Annotated in this window: 15 protein-coding genes and 1 tRNA gene; 9 read left to right on the plus strand and 7 right to left on the minus strand. The window is 64.6% G+C overall.

Going from position 1 to position 14,523, the window contains the following annotated elements:
* Positions 1-179: 179 nt before the first annotated feature.
* Together I6F28_RS05455 and I6F28_RS05460 are read right to left on the minus strand one after the other, a co-directional pair.
* Positions 180-1,406 carry an ABC transporter substrate-binding protein gene (locus I6F28_RS05455; RefSeq protein WP_225139415.1) on the minus strand — a complete coding sequence of 409 codons (1,227 nt, stop codon included), beginning with the start codon at positions 1,404-1,406 and terminating at the stop codon, positions 180-182.
* Positions 1,407-1,459: 53 nt separating this feature from the next.
* Complete coding sequence (locus tag I6F28_RS05460) at positions 1,460-2,164, minus strand: DJ-1/PfpI family protein (RefSeq protein ID WP_225139416.1); 705 nt, start codon at positions 2,162-2,164, stop codon at positions 1,460-1,462.
* Between the two features lie 107 nt (positions 2,165-2,271).
* Here I6F28_RS05460 and I6F28_RS05465 point away from each other — a divergent pair, with 107 nt between their 5' ends.
* Positions 2,272-3,249, plus strand: a complete 978-nt coding sequence (locus tag I6F28_RS05465) for a GlxA family transcriptional regulator (protein WP_225126619.1) — start codon at positions 2,272-2,274, stop codon at positions 3,247-3,249.
* 66 nt (positions 3,250-3,315) lie between these two features.
* Here I6F28_RS05465 and I6F28_RS05470 read toward each other — a convergent pair whose 3' ends face one another.
* On the minus strand, positions 3,316-4,092 hold the full coding sequence (locus I6F28_RS05470) for a cyclase family protein (protein ID WP_225139418.1): 777 nt from the start codon (positions 4,090-4,092) through the stop codon (positions 3,316-3,318).
* 74 nt (positions 4,093-4,166) lie between these two features.
* Positions 4,167-5,156 carry a fumarylacetoacetate hydrolase family protein gene (locus tag I6F28_RS05475; RefSeq protein ID WP_074447727.1) on the minus strand — a complete coding sequence of 330 codons (990 nt, stop codon included), beginning with the start codon at positions 5,154-5,156 and terminating at the stop codon, positions 4,167-4,169.
* A 109-nt stretch (positions 5,157-5,265) separates the two neighbouring features.
* Here I6F28_RS05475 and I6F28_RS05480 point away from each other — a divergent pair, with 109 nt between their 5' ends.
* The 5 genes from I6F28_RS05480 to I6F28_RS05500 are packed head-to-tail and all read left to right on the plus strand — an operon-like array spanning position 5,266 to position 9,231.
* Positions 5,266-6,186, plus strand: a complete 921-nt coding sequence (locus tag I6F28_RS05480; RefSeq protein ID WP_225139419.1) for an ABC transporter substrate-binding protein — start codon at positions 5,266-5,268, stop codon at positions 6,184-6,186.
* A 12-nt stretch (positions 6,187-6,198) separates the two neighbouring features.
* Positions 6,199-6,903 (plus strand): GntR family transcriptional regulator, encoded by a 705-nt coding sequence (locus I6F28_RS05485; protein ID WP_225139420.1) that lies wholly within the window; start codon positions 6,199-6,201, stop codon positions 6,901-6,903.
* Entirely contained in the window at positions 6,900-7,706 is an 807-nt protein-coding gene (locus I6F28_RS05490) for an ABC transporter ATP-binding protein (protein ID WP_225139421.1), read from the plus strand. The genes I6F28_RS05485 and I6F28_RS05490 overlap by 4 nt, the downstream gene beginning before the upstream one ends.
* Positions 7,703-8,467: an ABC transporter permease gene (locus I6F28_RS05495; RefSeq protein ID WP_225139422.1), complete on the plus strand. Its 765-nt coding sequence runs from the start codon at positions 7,703-7,705 to the stop codon at positions 8,465-8,467. The genes I6F28_RS05490 and I6F28_RS05495 overlap by 4 nt, the downstream gene beginning before the upstream one ends.
* On the plus strand, positions 8,464-9,231 hold the full coding sequence (locus tag I6F28_RS05500) for an ABC transporter permease (RefSeq protein ID WP_225139423.1): 768 nt from the start codon (positions 8,464-8,466) through the stop codon (positions 9,229-9,231). Before I6F28_RS05495 ends, I6F28_RS05500 begins: the two co-directional genes overlap by 4 nt.
* A gap of 72 nt (positions 9,232-9,303) precedes the next feature.
* Here the strand turns inward: I6F28_RS05500 and I6F28_RS05505 are convergent.
* Positions 9,304-9,380 (minus strand) — tRNA-Met (locus I6F28_RS05505).
* A gap of 388 nt (positions 9,381-9,768) precedes the next feature.
* On the opposite strand from I6F28_RS05505, the gene I6F28_RS05510 reads away from it, so the two are divergent.
* Positions 9,769-11,367 (plus strand): GMC family oxidoreductase, encoded by a 1,599-nt coding sequence (locus tag I6F28_RS05510; protein WP_225139424.1) that lies wholly within the window; start codon positions 9,769-9,771, stop codon positions 11,365-11,367.
* Between the two features lie 188 nt (positions 11,368-11,555).
* On the opposite strand, the gene I6F28_RS05515 is transcribed toward I6F28_RS05510, so the two are convergent.
* Positions 11,556-12,317, minus strand: a complete 762-nt coding sequence (locus tag I6F28_RS05515; protein WP_225139425.1) for an SDR family oxidoreductase — start codon at positions 12,315-12,317, stop codon at positions 11,556-11,558.
* Between the two features lie 121 nt (positions 12,318-12,438).
* Between I6F28_RS05515 and I6F28_RS05520 the strand changes: the two genes are divergently transcribed.
* Both I6F28_RS05520 and I6F28_RS05525 read left to right on the plus strand, forming a co-directional pair.
* Positions 12,439-12,951, plus strand: coding sequence for a CvpA family protein (locus tag I6F28_RS05520; RefSeq protein WP_035997319.1), 513 nt, complete (start codon positions 12,439-12,441; stop codon positions 12,949-12,951).
* Positions 12,952-13,090: 139 nt separating this feature from the next.
* Positions 13,091-13,873: an SDR family oxidoreductase gene (locus I6F28_RS05525; RefSeq protein WP_035997153.1), complete on the plus strand. Its 783-nt coding sequence runs from the start codon at positions 13,091-13,093 to the stop codon at positions 13,871-13,873.
* A 159-nt stretch (positions 13,874-14,032) separates the two neighbouring features.
* Here the strand turns inward: I6F28_RS05525 and I6F28_RS05530 are convergent, their stop codons facing one another.
* On the minus strand, positions 14,033-14,509 hold the full coding sequence (locus I6F28_RS05530) for a DUF3775 domain-containing protein (protein WP_035997316.1): 477 nt from the start codon (positions 14,507-14,509) through the stop codon (positions 14,033-14,035).
* Between the last annotated feature and the right edge of the window lie 14 nt (positions 14,510-14,523).

The raw sequence follows: 14,523 nt of genomic DNA on the forward strand, positions 1-14,523 counted from the left end.
GTTGCGCGGTTGAGGCTCGTCAGGCCTTTTTGTTTTCTCCAACGTTGGCCGATGCACAGTCGGAGTTGGCGCGGTCCAGCACTGTCACCGTGGCGCGGTCCAGCACCGTCACCGTAATGCGCGCCGACCAAGCCCGCGATCACGATTATCCATCAGATCGCGGGTTTGGCACTCCAACCTCAATTGCCCCGCTTGACCAGCGGGCATTCGCTGTCAGCCAGCGAAGCGTAGACTTCGCCGCTTGGGATTTTCTCGAGCACGTTATAGTACTCCCAGGGCGCCTTGACCTCGGACGGATCCTTCACCTGTACCAGGTAGAAGTCGTGCACGAGCTTGCCGTCCTCGCGCAACCTCGCGCCGCGTGCGTAGAAGTCGTCGACGGGCGTCGCGCGCATCTTCTCCAGCACTGGATCAGTTGCATCCGTGCCTACGGCAGCGACTGCTTTCAGATAGTGGCTGACGCCGGAATAGACCGCGGCTTGCGGTGCCGTGGGCATGGCGCTGCGAAGCTTGAAGAAGCGCTGGCCGAACGCCCTGCTCTCGTCATCCAACGCCCAGTACCATGCCGTCAGCGTGGTCAGGCCCTTGGCGGTTTTCGGGCCCATCGCATGAACATCGGTGTCGAACATCAGTTCGGCCACCGGCTTCTGGCTTCCCGTGTTCATGCCGAACTCGTTCCATTGCTTCATCAGATTGACGAGCTGGTCGCCGGCATTGGCGAAGGCGACCGCCTTGGCGCCCGAGGCCTTCGCCTGCAGGATGAACGAGCTGTAGTCCGCGTTGCCGATCGGGTGATACACCGCGCCGAGCGACTTGCCGCCGGCCGCCGCCAGCACGCGCTGCGATTCCGACACCATGTTCTTGCCGAACGCGTAGTCGGCCGCGATGAAGAACCAGGTGTCGTAACCCTGGCTGACCAGGGTGCGGATCGGTCCCGATACCAAATTGTAGGAATCGTGCAGCCAGGCCAGGCCGTTTCGCGAACATTGCTTGCCCGTCAGTTCGGTGGTCGCCACCGCCGAATAGACCGCAATCTTGTTCTTGTCGCGCGCCAGCGACTGGATCGCCAGCCCCACGGCCGAATTGGACACGTCCGCGACCATGTCGACGCCGTCGACGTCGAACCATTTGCGGACAATGCCGACTCCGATATCGGGCTTGTTCTGGTGATCGGCGGCCAAAATCTCGACCTTGATCGACGGCACCAACTTCTGAAAATCTTCCGCCGCCATCTTGGCTGCCGTGACGGAGCCCGATCCCGACAGATCCGACAATGGCCCGGTCTGGTCATTGATGATGCCGATCCGCACCACGCCACCGGAGAGTTCGGCGGCGCGAGTGGCCGGAAAAGATGCGATGAAAGTACCAACGACGAGAAGGGTAGCGATGCGGCCGTGCCAGTTCATGCGAACACCTTTCTAACAGCGTCTGTTGCTTTCCTCCCTGTTTGCGAACGAGCTTAAGCCGCCGTTGCTTTCGCCTTCAGTTTAGATACCGCCTTTTGCACCGCGGCTGCGCGCTTTTGCAGCCAAGGTTCGGCCTCGCGGCGCATGCGGGATATCAGCTCACGCGGCGCATTCTGCACGGTGATATCGAACGGCGGCTGCGGCTGATATTCCAGCATCAGTTGGAGGTTCTTTGCGACGTCTTCGCCGCAGAGTTCGGCGGCAACCTGAAAACCGAAATCGATACCGGCAGTGACACCGCCGCCGGAGATGCGGTTGCGGTCGACCACGACGCGTTCGTCGACAGCGATGGCGCCAAAGGCAGCAAGCTGGTCGCTCATCAGCCAATGGCAGGCTGACCTGTATCCATCGATGAGGCCCGCTGCGCCGAGGATCAGACAGCCGGCGCAAACCGAGGTGATGTAGCGCGCCGATCCACCCTTGTCGCGAACGAAGTCAATCACCTCGTCATCGTCCATGGTGGCAACCTGTCCCGGGCCGCCGCCGATACAGAACACGTCCAGATCCGGGCAGTCGGCAAAGGTCGTGGTTGGCAGCAGCGGCAGGCCGACGTCGCTGACGACGGGCTCGAGGCGCTTCCACAGCAGGTGCATGCGGACGTTCGGCAGACGGGCAAAAACTTCGAATGGTCCGGTGACGTCCAGTTGCGTCATCCCGGGATAGTACAGAATTCCGATCTCGATCCGCTTGCCGGACATGGAGCCCTCCTAACGTTGGATAACCCATGTTGACAGCGGAGGGCCTTTGCCGAAATGTCATAACACACGCAATTCCTGCCAAGCCTTCCCTGCTCAAGGCGCTGCTAATGGCCCGTTCCGCCCCCCGCCGCGTGGTCTTCGTCCTTTTCGACGACTGTCTGCTGCTCGACTTTGCCGGACCGCTACAGGCCTTCGAACTGGCCTGCGAAACGTCGAAAGCGGGGCGCGCGCCCTATGTCTGGCAGATCTGCTCGTTGAAAGGCGGGTCGGTCAAAACCTCGTCCGGTCTGGAGGTGATGACGACCGCCCTCGCTGACTGCGACCACAAGAACATCGACACCCTCATGGTGGGTGGCGGTCCCGGCGTCCATCGCGCCGCTGCCGAAGCCGCGCTGGTCGATTGGTTTCGCCTGGCAGCGCCGAAGGCAAGGCGCGTCTGCTCGGTCTGCACGGGCACATTCATCCTCGCCGCAGCCGGGCTGCTGCGCGGGCGGCGCGCGGTCACCCATTGGGGTTCCTGTGACCTGCTGCGCGCAAAACATCCCGACGTTTCGGTTCAGGTCGACCCGGTCTTCGTGCATGACGGCGGCATCTGGACATCGGCAGGCGTGACGGCCGGCATCGATCTGGCGCTCACGCTGCTGGAAGATGATCTCGGCCATCGCGAGGCCATGCGCATCGCGCGGCGCCTCGTCGTTTTCCTCAAGCGGCCCGGCGGGCAGGCGCAATTCAGCGTGCCGCTGTCAATGCAGGCCTCGGAAGATCGGGCTCTCGAAAAAATTTCGAGCTGGATGCAAGAAAATCTCGGCCGCGATTTGCGTGTCGAAAGTCTCGCCGAACGAGCGGGCATGAGCCCGCGCACCTTCGCGCGCGTGTTTCGCCAGAAGACCGGCCGCACGCCCGCCAAGGCGGTCGAAGAGCTTCGCGTCGAGGCTGCCCGGCGCGCGCTGGAAGAGTCCGCCTCCCCTATCAAGGAAATCGCCGCGCGCGCAGGCTTTCAGAGCGAGGAGCATCTACGCCGCGCGTTCCGCCGCCGCCTGAACGTGCTGCCGCATGACTACCGGGTTCGATTCCATCAAGGGTAGAGACAACAAGCGACGGGCGGGGTGGCTCGACCTTTTGACACCATGGGCGCCCAACGGGACAATAAGCTACCCCTCCAAAATCGCGACCGCTCGCGTCCATCCCGCCGAGGCTCGCTCGATCTTCACGGGGAAGCATGACACCTTGAAGCCGGTTGGCGGCAGCTGTTCGAGATTGTGCAGCTTCTCGAGATGACAATAGCCGATATGGCGTCCGGCCTTATGGCCTTCCCAGATCAGGCTGGCGTCTTTCGTCTCGGCATATTTCTTCGCGGTGTGAACGAACGGCGCGTCCCAGCTCCAGCCATCGGTGCCGGTCAGGCGCACGCCGCGCTCGAGCAGGTACATGGTTGCCTCATAGCCCATGCCGCAGCCCGAGGTGACGTAGTCCTGCCGGCCATATTTGGCGCCGGCGCTGGTGTTGACCACGACGATCTCGAGCGGCCTCAGCTCGTGGCCGATGCGCTTGAGCTCGGCCTCGACGTCTTTGGCCGTCGCGACATAGCCGTCCGGCAAGTGCCGGAAGTCGAGCTTCACGCCGGGCTGGAAGCACCATTCCAACGGCACCTCGTCGATGGTCCAGGACCGCTCGCCGCGATTCATGGTCGGGTGAAAATGCCAGGGCGCATCGAGATGCGTGCCGTTGTGGGTGGAGAGACTGACCTGCTCCACCGCCCAGCCCTGGCCATCAGGCAGATCCTCGGCCTTCAGTCCATCGAAGAACTGCAGCATGCGCGGCAGGCCCTGCTGATGATTGATGTACTGGATCGTCGGATGATTGCCAGGCGGGTCGGCCGGCACGTCGTTCTGGAGGGGGACGGAGATGTCGATCAGCTTGCTCGTCATGGCGCTTCCTCGTTGATTGTTCTCGTTGTGGCGGCAGTCAGGCGTCGCTTCAAGCGCGCCTTCAGACGCCCCCTTCAGGTTTCTTGCCGCTCGACGCGATTCTTCAAAATGCCGATCTTCTCGACCTCGAGCTCGATCGTATCGCCATGCTCGAGAAACCAGCCGAGCTCGAGGCCGCAGCCATTGCCGACCGTGCCGGAGCCGATGAATTCACCGGGCATCAGCGTCTCGTCCTGGGAGACGTGCGCGATGATCTCCTCGAACGAAAACAGCATGCCCTCGGAGATGCCCTTGGAGCGGGTCTCGCCGTTGACGCGCGCTTCCATCTTCAGCTTGTAGGGATCACCGATCTCGTCCGGCGTCACGATCCAGGGCCCCATCACGTTGCCGCCGTCAAAACTCTTGCCCTTGGCAGGGCCGAGCCGCCCCTCCATCTCGATGCGCTGGGCGTCGCGCGCGGAGAAATCGTTGAAGATGGTGTAGCCGAAGATGTGATCCCCAGCCCTCGCAGGCGTGATGTTCGCGCCCTTGTTCTTGGTGATGATGCCGAATTCGAGCTCGTAGTCCATCACCTTGCTGTAGCGCGGCCATTTCACCGTGGTGTTGGTGCCGCGGACGCTGAAGCGGTTGGTGATGTAGTAGATCGGCTGCTTGCGATAGACCTCGGGCAATTCGCCGAGCGGCTCGGCGTCGATGCGCGCCAATTCCGCCATGTCGCCCTTGGCACGCGCGGCGAGCTTTTGCTGCCCGCGCGGCGCCTGCAGGATGTGCAGGGGGAACGACATGCCGTCGCGCATTTGCCTCGGCTCCGGCACCGGCGCGAGGATGTCGACGGTGGTGACCGCCGCCGACAGCGTCGCGTCCTTTCCGTGCTTGTCGAGCAGCACCCGGGCCCGATCGAGCGCGCGGGGCCCGGCGTCGATCAGCGCCAGCATCGAGCCGAAGGCCGGATCGGCTCCGCCGTCCCGTGCGGCCGCGGCGGCGAGGTCAAGCACCTGGCTGTCATTGCTATGGACGGCTCCGATCTTCTCCTGGCCGGCCGATCTGAACGTTGCGAGCTTCACCTTGGGCACCCCTTGTCATCGTTTCAAATATATGATCAGATAAAATATCGATAAACAAGACTGAAAAATACAAAACGGGGAGAGCGCAGTGAGGCGAACGAGCAGAACGATGTTGGCGGGCCTCGTGCTCGGGATGTCTGCTGGCCTGACGGCACCTGCGCTGGGCCAAGCCAAGATCCAGATTGGCTGCACCGCGACCTCCGACTGCGCCTCGGCCATGGTCGCGGTCGACGAAGGCATCTTCAAAAAGCACGGGCTGCAAGTCGAGATGACGCCGATCGCGATCAACTCCAACATCCCGGCGGCGATCCTGTCGAACTCGATTCAGGTCGGCGGCCCCACCTCCACCGTCTTCCTCCAGGCCGTCGACGGCGGCCTCGACCTCGTCGCGATCGCCGGCGCCTCGGTCATGAATCCGACCTCGAACACCGCCATCGCCGCCTTCGTCCGCAACGGCATCACCATCAAGGATCCCAAGGATTTCATCGGCAAGAAGGTCGGCGCGCCCGGCCTGAACGCCTTTCTCCATGTGCTGTTCGTGAAATGGCTGGTCGAAAAAGGCGTCGATCCCAAAAGCGTCAATTTCGTCGAAGTCACCTTCCCCACCATGGCCGACATCATCAAGTCGGGCGGCGTTGATGCCGTGCTCACGGCCGAGCCGTTCGTCACGCGCATGAGCAATGCGGGGCTCGGCTCGGTCGGCGCGCGCTACGGTGCCGAGCTCGGCCGCACCGATCCGATCATCTTCTATGCCGCATCGCGCGACTGGGCGGAGAAGAATGTGGCCACCGTGAAGAAGTTTCGCGAGGCCGTCGCGGAGGCCGCCGCGATCGTCAACAGCGACCGCGAGAAGGCCTCGGCCTCGATCGCCAAGTTCACCAAGCAGCCGCTCGATCTCGTCAAGGCGACGCCGCCGAACCAGTCCGAGCCGAACCTCAAGCCGCAAAACCTCAGCTGGTGGATCGAGGTGATGTCGTCGCAGAAGATGCTGCAATCGAAGCTCGACACCGCGAAACTGGTGCTGAACTAAGGGATATCGACGATGCCAGCTCCCGAGCGCACTCTCGAACGCCTGCCGACGGAAGCCGGCACCTTGAGCGAGCGTGCCGCAAACCTCATCGAGCAGGACATCCTGGCAGGAGATCTCGCGCCGGGATCGCGGCTGGGCATCGTCGACCTCGTGCAACGTTACGATATCGGCGCCACGCCGCTGCGTGAAGGCCTGTCGCGGTTGATGTCGCGCGGCCTCATCGTCGGCATCGGCCAGCGCGGCTTCCGCGTCGCCGAGGTCAGCCGCGAGGATCTCGCCGACATCACCTGCATGCGGACGGCGGTCGAGATCGAGGCGGTCAAGCTCGCCATCCTCCACGGCGATGCTGCCTGGGAGGCCGGCATCATCAGCGCGCTGCATCAGATGCGCCGACACATCGAGCGCACCGGCGACGAATTCCGCGAGGGCGCGGCGGAGTTCGACCGGCTGCACAAGGGCTTCCACACCGCGCTGCTCGCCGCCTGCGGCTCGCGGCGCATGCTGGCCGCCCACTCCGACCTCTACGACCAGGCCTACCGCTACCGCCGCGTGATGATGGGCGCCATCGACAGCGGCGAGAGATTCATCCGCAGTCACCAGATGCTCGCCGACCTCGTGCTCGCCCGCGACGTGGCCGCCGCGCAAAAAATGCTGGCGGCGCATCTGCACTCGACCATCGATTTCGTCTATCCGCAGGCGGGCGGGGAGCAATCATGACCGTCGTTGCAAGGCTCAGCGAGGCGCGCGCCGCGCGGCGGCAGAAACCGCTGATCGCGTTCAATGCCGCGACGCTGCGGCTCGGCGGCAAGACCATCATCGAGAATCTCGATCTTCAGGTGCGGCCGGGCGAATTCCTCTGCATCGTCGGCGCCTCCGGCTGCGGCAAGACCACGGCGCTGCGGCTCGCCGCAGGTCTCTATCGCCCCACCAGCGGCGCGGTGACGTTTGAGGGCGAGCCGATCACCGAGCCGCGGCGTGAGGTCGCGATCGTGTTCCAGGATTACGGCAAGGCGCTGTTGCCGTGGCGGACCGCGGCCGGAAACATCTCGCTGGCGCTGGAAGCCTCGCGTGTGCCGGCGCGCGAACGCGGCGCGCGCATCGAGGCGCTGCTGCGCAAGGTCGGACTGCCCGGCCATGCCGACAAATATCCGGCCGAAATGTCCGGGGGCATGCAGCAACGCCTGCAGATCGCGCGCTGCCTTGCGCAGGAGCCGACCACGCTGCTGATGGACGAGCCGTTCGGCGCGCTGGATGCGATGACGCGGCAGGGCTTGCAGGACGAGGTCCTGTCGCTGACGCAGGCGAGCGAGACCACCGTGATCTTCGTGACCCACGATCTCGACGAGGCGATCTATCTCGGCGACCGCGTCATCGGCCTCTTGCCGCATCCGGGCCGGATCGGGATCGAGCTCGACGTCGACCTGCCGCGTCCGCGCGACCAGCTCGCCACCCGCGAGCATCCGGAATTCCTGCGGCTGCGCCGGCAATTGTTCGACTTCATCAAGGCGACCGAGCATTGAGCCTCGACCGCGCGAAGCCCTTGCTGCTGCCGCTGGCGCTGGTGCTGGCGTTTGAGCTCTGGGCGCGCCTCACCCATCTGCAAAGCGACAGCCTGGCGCCGCCGAGCGCAATCCTCGCGGCGCTGGCCACGGCGCTCGCCGATCTCTCGATCCCGATCGCGACCCGCGACACGCTGTTCGCTGCCTTCGCGGGTCTTTCCATCGGCAGCGCCATCGGGCTTGCGCTCGGCATCGCCTTCGGCATTTCGCGTCCGCTTGACCGGCTGATGGAGGTGACGGTCGAGGCGATCCGCCCGATTCCCTCGATCGCGCTGCTGCCGATTGCGTTGATCGCGCTCGGCTTCGGCTACCGGATGGAGATCGTGATCGTGGCGTTCGCCTGCGTCTGGCCGATGCTGATCATGACCCGCAGCGCGGTGCGTAGCATCGAGCCGCGATTGATGGAAGTGTCGCGGGCCTTGCGGCTGAGCGCGCCGCAACGGATCGCGAAGATCGTGATCCCGGCCGCACTGCCGCGGATCTTTGTCGCCTTCCGCCTGTCGGCCGGGATCGCCCTGATCGTCGCGGTCACCGTCGAGATCGCCATCAACCCGATCGGCTTGGGTGCCGGCATCATGCTGGCACAGCAGGCCCTGCGCGCCGACCTGATGCTCGCCTATCTCGTCTGGATCGGCGCGATCGGCTACGCGCTGAACATGCTGTTGATCGCCGCCCAGCGCCGTCTGTTCGGCCGCGCCGCGCTCGCCGGAGACCATCCATGAAGCGCACCGCGATCCTCTGGCGTTTGGCAAGCGCCCTCGTCGCAGCCGGCTTCATCGCGGCGTGGCAACTCGTCGCCAATCTGAAGCTAGTGTCGCCGGTGTTCCTGCCCGGTCCGGACCGCGCCTGGGCCGCTTTGGTGCGCGGCTTTTCCAGCGGCGATCTCGCGGGCAAGCTCATCGGCACGCTGGAGCACATGGCCTATGGCTGGTTCGCCGCCTCGATCGCCGGCATTGCGCTTGGCGCGCTGATCGGTTCGTCCCGGATGATGCGCGCCTATGTCGCGCCGTCGCTGGAATTTTTGCGGCCCCTGCCGGTCTCGGCGATCATCCCGGTCGCAATCGCGATGCTCGGGCTGACGCAAGGCATGGCGCTGTTCGTGATCGCCTTCGGCGCGATCTGGCCGATCATGCTCGCAACCGTTCACGGCTTTGCCGCAGTCGAGCCGCGGCTCTATGAGGTCGCCCGCTCGCTGCAGATGTCGCGCACCGCAATCATCGCCAAGATCGCCCTGCCCTCGGCATTGCCGGATATCCTCGCGGGCATGCGGCTCAGCCTGACCGTCGCGCTGATCCTCTCGGTGGTCTGCGAGATCCTGGCCGGCCTCGACGGCCTTGGTCACTGGGTGCTGCTCTCGGCACGCGCGTTCCGGTCCGCCGACCTCTTCGCCGGCGTCATCCTGCTCGGCGCGACCGGATATTTGACGTCGATTGCGATGTCACTGGTCGAGCAGCGGCTACTCGCCTGGCAGACCGCGGCGAGGTAGCGCGGCGATCCCATCGCCAAACAAAAACGGCCCGCATCAAGCGGGCCGTTGTCGTCTCGGATCCGGTCAATTTGGTTGCGGGGATAGGATTTGAACCTATGACCTTCAGGTTATGAGCCTGACGAGCTACCGGGCTGCTCCACCCCGCGTTAAAGCTTTGCGTGCCTTCGGTTAAATCCTGGGGACGGTCGGTTGAGGCCGGCGCTGGTCGCGCTGGCTTTCCACTTCCGTCCCAAAGGCTTCCTTGGAAGGCGACCCGAGGGGCAATGCCCGTCGGGTGCGGGGGGTATGTATCAAGGCGGGCTGCCTTTGGAAAGGGCTGCGGGAACGTTTTTTTCGACTTTATGACAGGGGAATCGACGAGTTTCCGCGCCGTTCCGCGCGCTCTTGCCAGAAGTTCCACAAACGGCCAGCCTGCGGCAACAAGATTAAGGCCGAAAACGCCGGGGTGCCGTTCCGGGAGGCGAAGCGAACCTCGAGATTCCGGGTTCGCGCTTCGCGCGCCCCAGAATGACAGTAAACGGGGGGGAAACAACATTGACCGACACATTCGATTTCGTCGTCGTGGGCGCGGGCTCGGGCGGCTGCACAATTGCGGGGCGGCTGTCGGAGGATGCGGGCACATCCGTCGCGCTGCTTGATGCAGGGGGACGCAACGACACCTGGCGGATCACGACGCCATTCGGGCTCGCGTTGCCCTATGCCGCGGCCAACTGGGCGTTCGATACCGTGCCGCAGAAGGGATTGAACGGCCGCATCGGCTATCAGCCGCGCGGCAAGGGCCTCGGTGGGTCCTCGGCGATCAACGCCATGGTCTATATCCGCGGCCACAAATGGGATTACGACCATTGGGCCGCGCTCGGCAATTCCGGCTGGTCGTATGCGGACGTGCTGCCCTACTTCAAGCGCTCGGAAGACAACGCCGATTTCGACGGCGAGTATCACGGCAAGGGCGGACCGCTGCATGTCAACCGGCTGCGCTCGGACAATCCGATTCACGACATCTTCCATCAGGCCGCACGCGAGGCGCAGTTCCGCATCCGCGAGGACTTCAATGAAGAGGACCACGAAGGGCTCGGCAGCTACCAGGTGACCCAGCGGGGCGGCGAGCGCTGGAGCGCGGCGCGGGCTTATGTGGCTCCTCATCTCGGCAAGCGGCCGAATCTGCGGGTCGAGACGGGAGCGCAGGCAACGAAGATCCTGTTCGAAGCTGGGCGCGCGGTCGGCATCGAATATGTGCAGGGCAAACAGACAAGGCAGCTGCGCGCCCGCCGCGAGGTGATCCTCGCCGCCGGCGCCTTCCAGTCGCCGCAGCTGTTGATGCTGTCGGGCATTGGCGATGGCGATGCGCTTGCCGCCCACGGCATCGACGTCGTGCATCACCTGCCGGGGGTCGGGCGCAATCTGCAGGACCATCCGGATTTCGTATTCGTCTACGCCTCCGACTATCCGCACTTCGTTCACGCCTCGCTCGGTCGGTTGCCATCCCTGCTGCGCGGTATCCAGCGATATCGCCGCGAGCGGCGCGGCGTGATGACCACCAATTTCGCCGAATGCGGCGGCTTCCTGAAAACCCGGCCTGATCTCGACGTGCCTGATATCCAGCTCCACTTCGTCATCGCGATGCTCGACGATCACGGCCGCAAGAAGCACAAGGAGGCGGGCTTCTCATGCCATTTCTGTCTGCTCAGGCCGAAGAGCCGCGGCAGTATTGGGCTGAAGAGCGCCGATCCGCTCGCAGCGCCGATGATCGACCCGAACTTCTTGGGCGAGGCGGAGGATCTCGAGGCGATGGTCGCCGGCTTCAAGACGACGCGGCGACTGATGGAGACGCCTGCGATGCGGGCGCTACAGAAGAAGGACATGTTCACATCCGACGTGAAGACGGACGAGGACATCCGCGCCATTCTGCGCGCGCGTGTCGACACCGTCTATCACCCCGTCGGCACCTGTAAGATGGGCACCGACGCGATGGCCGTGGTCGATCCGGCGTTGAAGGTGCATGGCGTGGCAGGATTGCGCGTCGTCGACGCCTCGATCATGCCGACGCTGATCGGCGGCAACACCAATGCGCCGACCATCATGATCGGGGAGAAGGCAGCGGATATGATCCGGGGGGAGATGCGGGCGAGTTAGGCGACGGTGTCGCGTCATATGCCGCTGTCGTCCCGGACAAGCGTAAGCGCCGATCCGGGACCCATAACCACAGGGAGAAGTCGTGCCGCGAGATGGCAACTCCGAGTCTTCGGCAAACCACGTCCTGTGGTTATGGGTCCCGGATCGGCGCGCGCTTGGGGCGCGCTTGTCCGGGACGACAGTTGGGCTCAATTCAGCAGGAACCCGCCGTCCACGGTCACCACGCTGCCCGTCATGTAGCGCGACGCATTCGACGCCAGCAGCAGAATCGCGCCGTCGAGATCGGACTCGGCGCCGACGCGGCGTTGCGGGATGCGCTTGGCGAGGCGCTCGCCTGCCGGCGTCGACCAGAAGGCGTGGTTCATCTCGGTGTCGATATAGCCGGGCGCGAGCGCGTTGATGCGGATGTTCTGGCCAGCGAGCTCGAGCGCCATCGCTTTCGTCGCCTGGATGATGCCGGCCTTGGAGATCGCGTAAGGCGAGAGCGCCTTCAAGACGCCGGTGCCGAGCACGGAGGCGATGTTGACGATGTTGCCCGGCTGCTTGCGCGCGATCATGCGCCGCGCCACTTCGGTTGCGAGGAAATAGGCGCCTTTGAGATTGGCACCGATCACGGCGTCCCAATCCGCCTCGGTCTGCTCGGTCGCGAGCTTCTCGATGGCGATGCCGGCATTGTTGATCAGCACGGTGACGGGGCCGAGCGCGGCCTCGGCGGCATCGACCGCCCTGGCGATCGAGGCGGTGTCGGTGACGTCGAGCGCGACCGCCGCGGCGCGGCCGCCCTTGCCGCGAATCTCCTCTTCCAGGCCCTTCAATTTGTCGGCCTGCCGCGCGGCGAGCGCCACGGCCGCACCATGCGCCGCCAGCACCCGGGCAAATTGCCGGCCGAGCCCCTGGCTCGCACCCGTGACGAGGATGGTTTCTTTACTGACGTCGAATAGGTCTGACATGACGCGTTCCTTGGACGGTTCCTTTAAGCTTTGGAGCCACCAATACAGACGATTTTAGCGATCTGAAACCGGAATGATCGGCTCGGCGTTCATTCGTTCCGTCGAGGCAGGGCTTTCGCGCATGAACAGTTTCGATCTCGCCGTCTATGCCGCGCTGGCAGTCGCGGTCGGCTTGGGGTTCAGGACCGGGCTGCTACGCAGCGCCATGACCATCCTCGCCTATCTGCTCGCCGCCCCGATCGCGGTGGCGCTGATGCCGCTGATCGCACCGCAGATCGCCGGCAATCCGAACTCGCCGCTGCTGCAGAACTGGATCTGGTTCTTCGCCATCTTCGTGGTCGTCGGCATGCTGTTCGGCCATATCGGCCGCATCGCGCTGAACGACACGATCGGCGAGGCCGGCATCGGCGACCGGCTCGGCGGCGCGGCGCTCGGCGCCGTCAGGGTCGGCCTCGTCGCCACCACCTTGGTGCTGGTGTTCGATCAGATCGTGCCGACGAACCGCCAGCCGCCCTTCCTCGCCGGCTCGCATCTGCGGCCGCTGTTCTCGACCGCGGGCCAGATGGGCTTCAAGTCGCTGCCGCCGGAGGCTGCCGCCGCAATCGACCGCCTCAAGCAGGAGCGGCGGATCTAGTCCAGATCATGCCCGCGCATTTGCATCGCCGCAGCGCACGCCATGCATTTTGGTGCGGGCCGATCCCTTATCAGCGGCATCACAGTTGGCTAATGTAGCCGCCGTCCAAAACCTGCCTGACATTTACGGGAGTGAAACAGTGGATCTTGGGATCAAAGGTCGCCGCGCCATCGTCTGTGCATCCAGCAAGGGCCTCGGGCGCGCCTGCGCCTTCTCGCTGGCGGAGGCCGGCGTTGACGTCACGCTGACCGCGCGCGGCGCTGATGCGCTGAAGAAGACCGCCGACGAGATCCGCAAGGCCTATCCCGACGTGACGGTCACCGAGATCGTCGGCGACATCACGACGCCGGCGGGCCGCGAGGCGGTGCTGAAGGCCTGCCCCGAGCCCGACATCCTGATCAACAATGCCGGCGGCCCGCCGCCCGGCGATTTCCGCAACTGGACCCGCGACGACTGGATCAAGGCGATCGACGCCAACATGCTGACCCCGATCGAGCTGATCAAGGCGACGGTCGACGGCATGATGGCACGCAAGTTCGGCCGCATCGTCAACATCACTTCGGCCGCGGTGAAGGCGCCGATCGACATTCTCGGCCTCTCCAATGGCGCGCGCGCCGGCCTCACCGGCTTCATCGCCGGCCTGTCGCGCAAGACGGTGATCAACAACGTCACCATCAACGGCTTGCTGCCGGGCCCGTTCGAGACCGATCGCCTGACCAGCACCGCGAAGGGCGAAGCCGACAAGCGCGGTGTCACACCGCAGCAGATCCTGGCCGAGCGCGCCAAGCTCAACCCCGCGGGGCGCTTCGGTCAGCCCGACGAATTCGGCTATGCCTGCGCCTTCCTGTGCGGCGCCAAGGCCGGCTTCATCACCGGACAGAACATTCTGCTGGATGGTGGCGCGTTCCCGGGGACGCTGTAGTCGCGTTTGCAGATGTACTCCCTCGCCCCGTTCTTACGGGGAGAGGGTTGGGGTGAGGGGCTCTCTCCGCAAGCACGGTGACAGTCGGACTCGCGGAGACTCCCCCTCACCCGGCGCTTCGCGCCGACCTCTCCCCGCAAGCGGGGCGAGGTAAAATCATCACCGCTGCTTGGTCGGCTCGTCCTCATCCTGCTGGCTCGGAGCGGAGGAATCGGCGGTGGTGCGCTCATCGGTCCAGTCGATGCCGAATTCGTCGAGCCCGTTCGCGAGCAGATCGCCCAGCATGGGCTCGCCGAGCAGATAGTGCACCGTTTCGCGGCGTGGGCTGCCATATTCACGGCGCGCCTCCGACGCGCGGGCGCGCAGATCGTCCCAGTCATCGATCGTGCCGTCGCCGCGGCCGAGCCAGGTCAGCGCGACGAGGTCGAGCTGCTCGTCCTCGTTCAGGGCGATCATGAAGCTTCCGAGCTCCTGGACGACAGGATCGGAGCCATCGTCGTCGAGGACGTCCATCATATCGTCGTCGGCCGCGTTCGAGCCGGAGTCCGGATCAGAAGCCCCCTCCTTGACGTCGAATTCGCGCGCCTTCTCGATGATAAAGGCGACCTTTTCCGCGGAAATCGCAAGCTCTGGCATGGCGTCCTCTTCGG

The sequence above is a fragment of the Bradyrhizobium sp. NBAIM14 genome (assembly GCF_020193895.1).
GTDB classification, from domain to species: Bacteria; Pseudomonadota; Alphaproteobacteria; order Rhizobiales; family Xanthobacteraceae; genus Bradyrhizobium; species Bradyrhizobium yuanmingense.

What these genes read in the sequence shown, in the direction of transcription:
- I6F28_RS05455 (WP_225139415.1), bottom strand. Translation starts at nt 1,406, where the DNA reads ATGAACTGGCACGGCCGCATCGCTACCCTTCTCGTCGTTGGTACTTTC.
- I6F28_RS05460 (WP_225139416.1), bottom strand. Translation starts at nt 2,164, where the DNA reads ATGTCCGGCAAGCGGATCGAGATCGGAATTCTGTACTATCCCGGGATG.
- I6F28_RS05465 (WP_225126619.1), top strand. Translation starts at nt 2,272, where the DNA reads ATGGCCCGTTCCGCCCCCCGCCGCGTGGTCTTCGTCCTTTTCGACGAC.
- I6F28_RS05470 (WP_225139418.1), bottom strand. Translation starts at nt 4,092, where the DNA reads ATGACGAGCAAGCTGATCGACATCTCCGTCCCCCTCCAGAACGACGTG.
- I6F28_RS05480 (WP_225139419.1), top strand. Translation starts at nt 5,266, where the DNA reads ATGTTGGCGGGCCTCGTGCTCGGGATGTCTGCTGGCCTGACGGCACCT.
- I6F28_RS05485 (WP_225139420.1), top strand. Translation starts at nt 6,199, where the DNA reads ATGCCAGCTCCCGAGCGCACTCTCGAACGCCTGCCGACGGAAGCCGGC.
- I6F28_RS05490 (WP_225139421.1), top strand. Translation starts at nt 6,900, where the DNA reads ATGACCGTCGTTGCAAGGCTCAGCGAGGCGCGCGCCGCGCGGCGGCAG.
- I6F28_RS05500 (WP_225139423.1), top strand. Translation starts at nt 8,464, where the DNA reads ATGAAGCGCACCGCGATCCTCTGGCGTTTGGCAAGCGCCCTCGTCGCA.
- I6F28_RS05515 (WP_225139425.1), bottom strand. Translation starts at nt 12,317, where the DNA reads ATGTCAGACCTATTCGACGTCAGTAAAGAAACCATCCTCGTCACGGGT.
- I6F28_RS05520 (WP_035997319.1), top strand. Translation starts at nt 12,439, where the DNA reads ATGAACAGTTTCGATCTCGCCGTCTATGCCGCGCTGGCAGTCGCGGTC.
- I6F28_RS05530 (WP_035997316.1), bottom strand. Translation starts at nt 14,509, where the DNA reads ATGCCAGAGCTTGCGATTTCCGCGGAAAAGGTCGCCTTTATCATCGAG.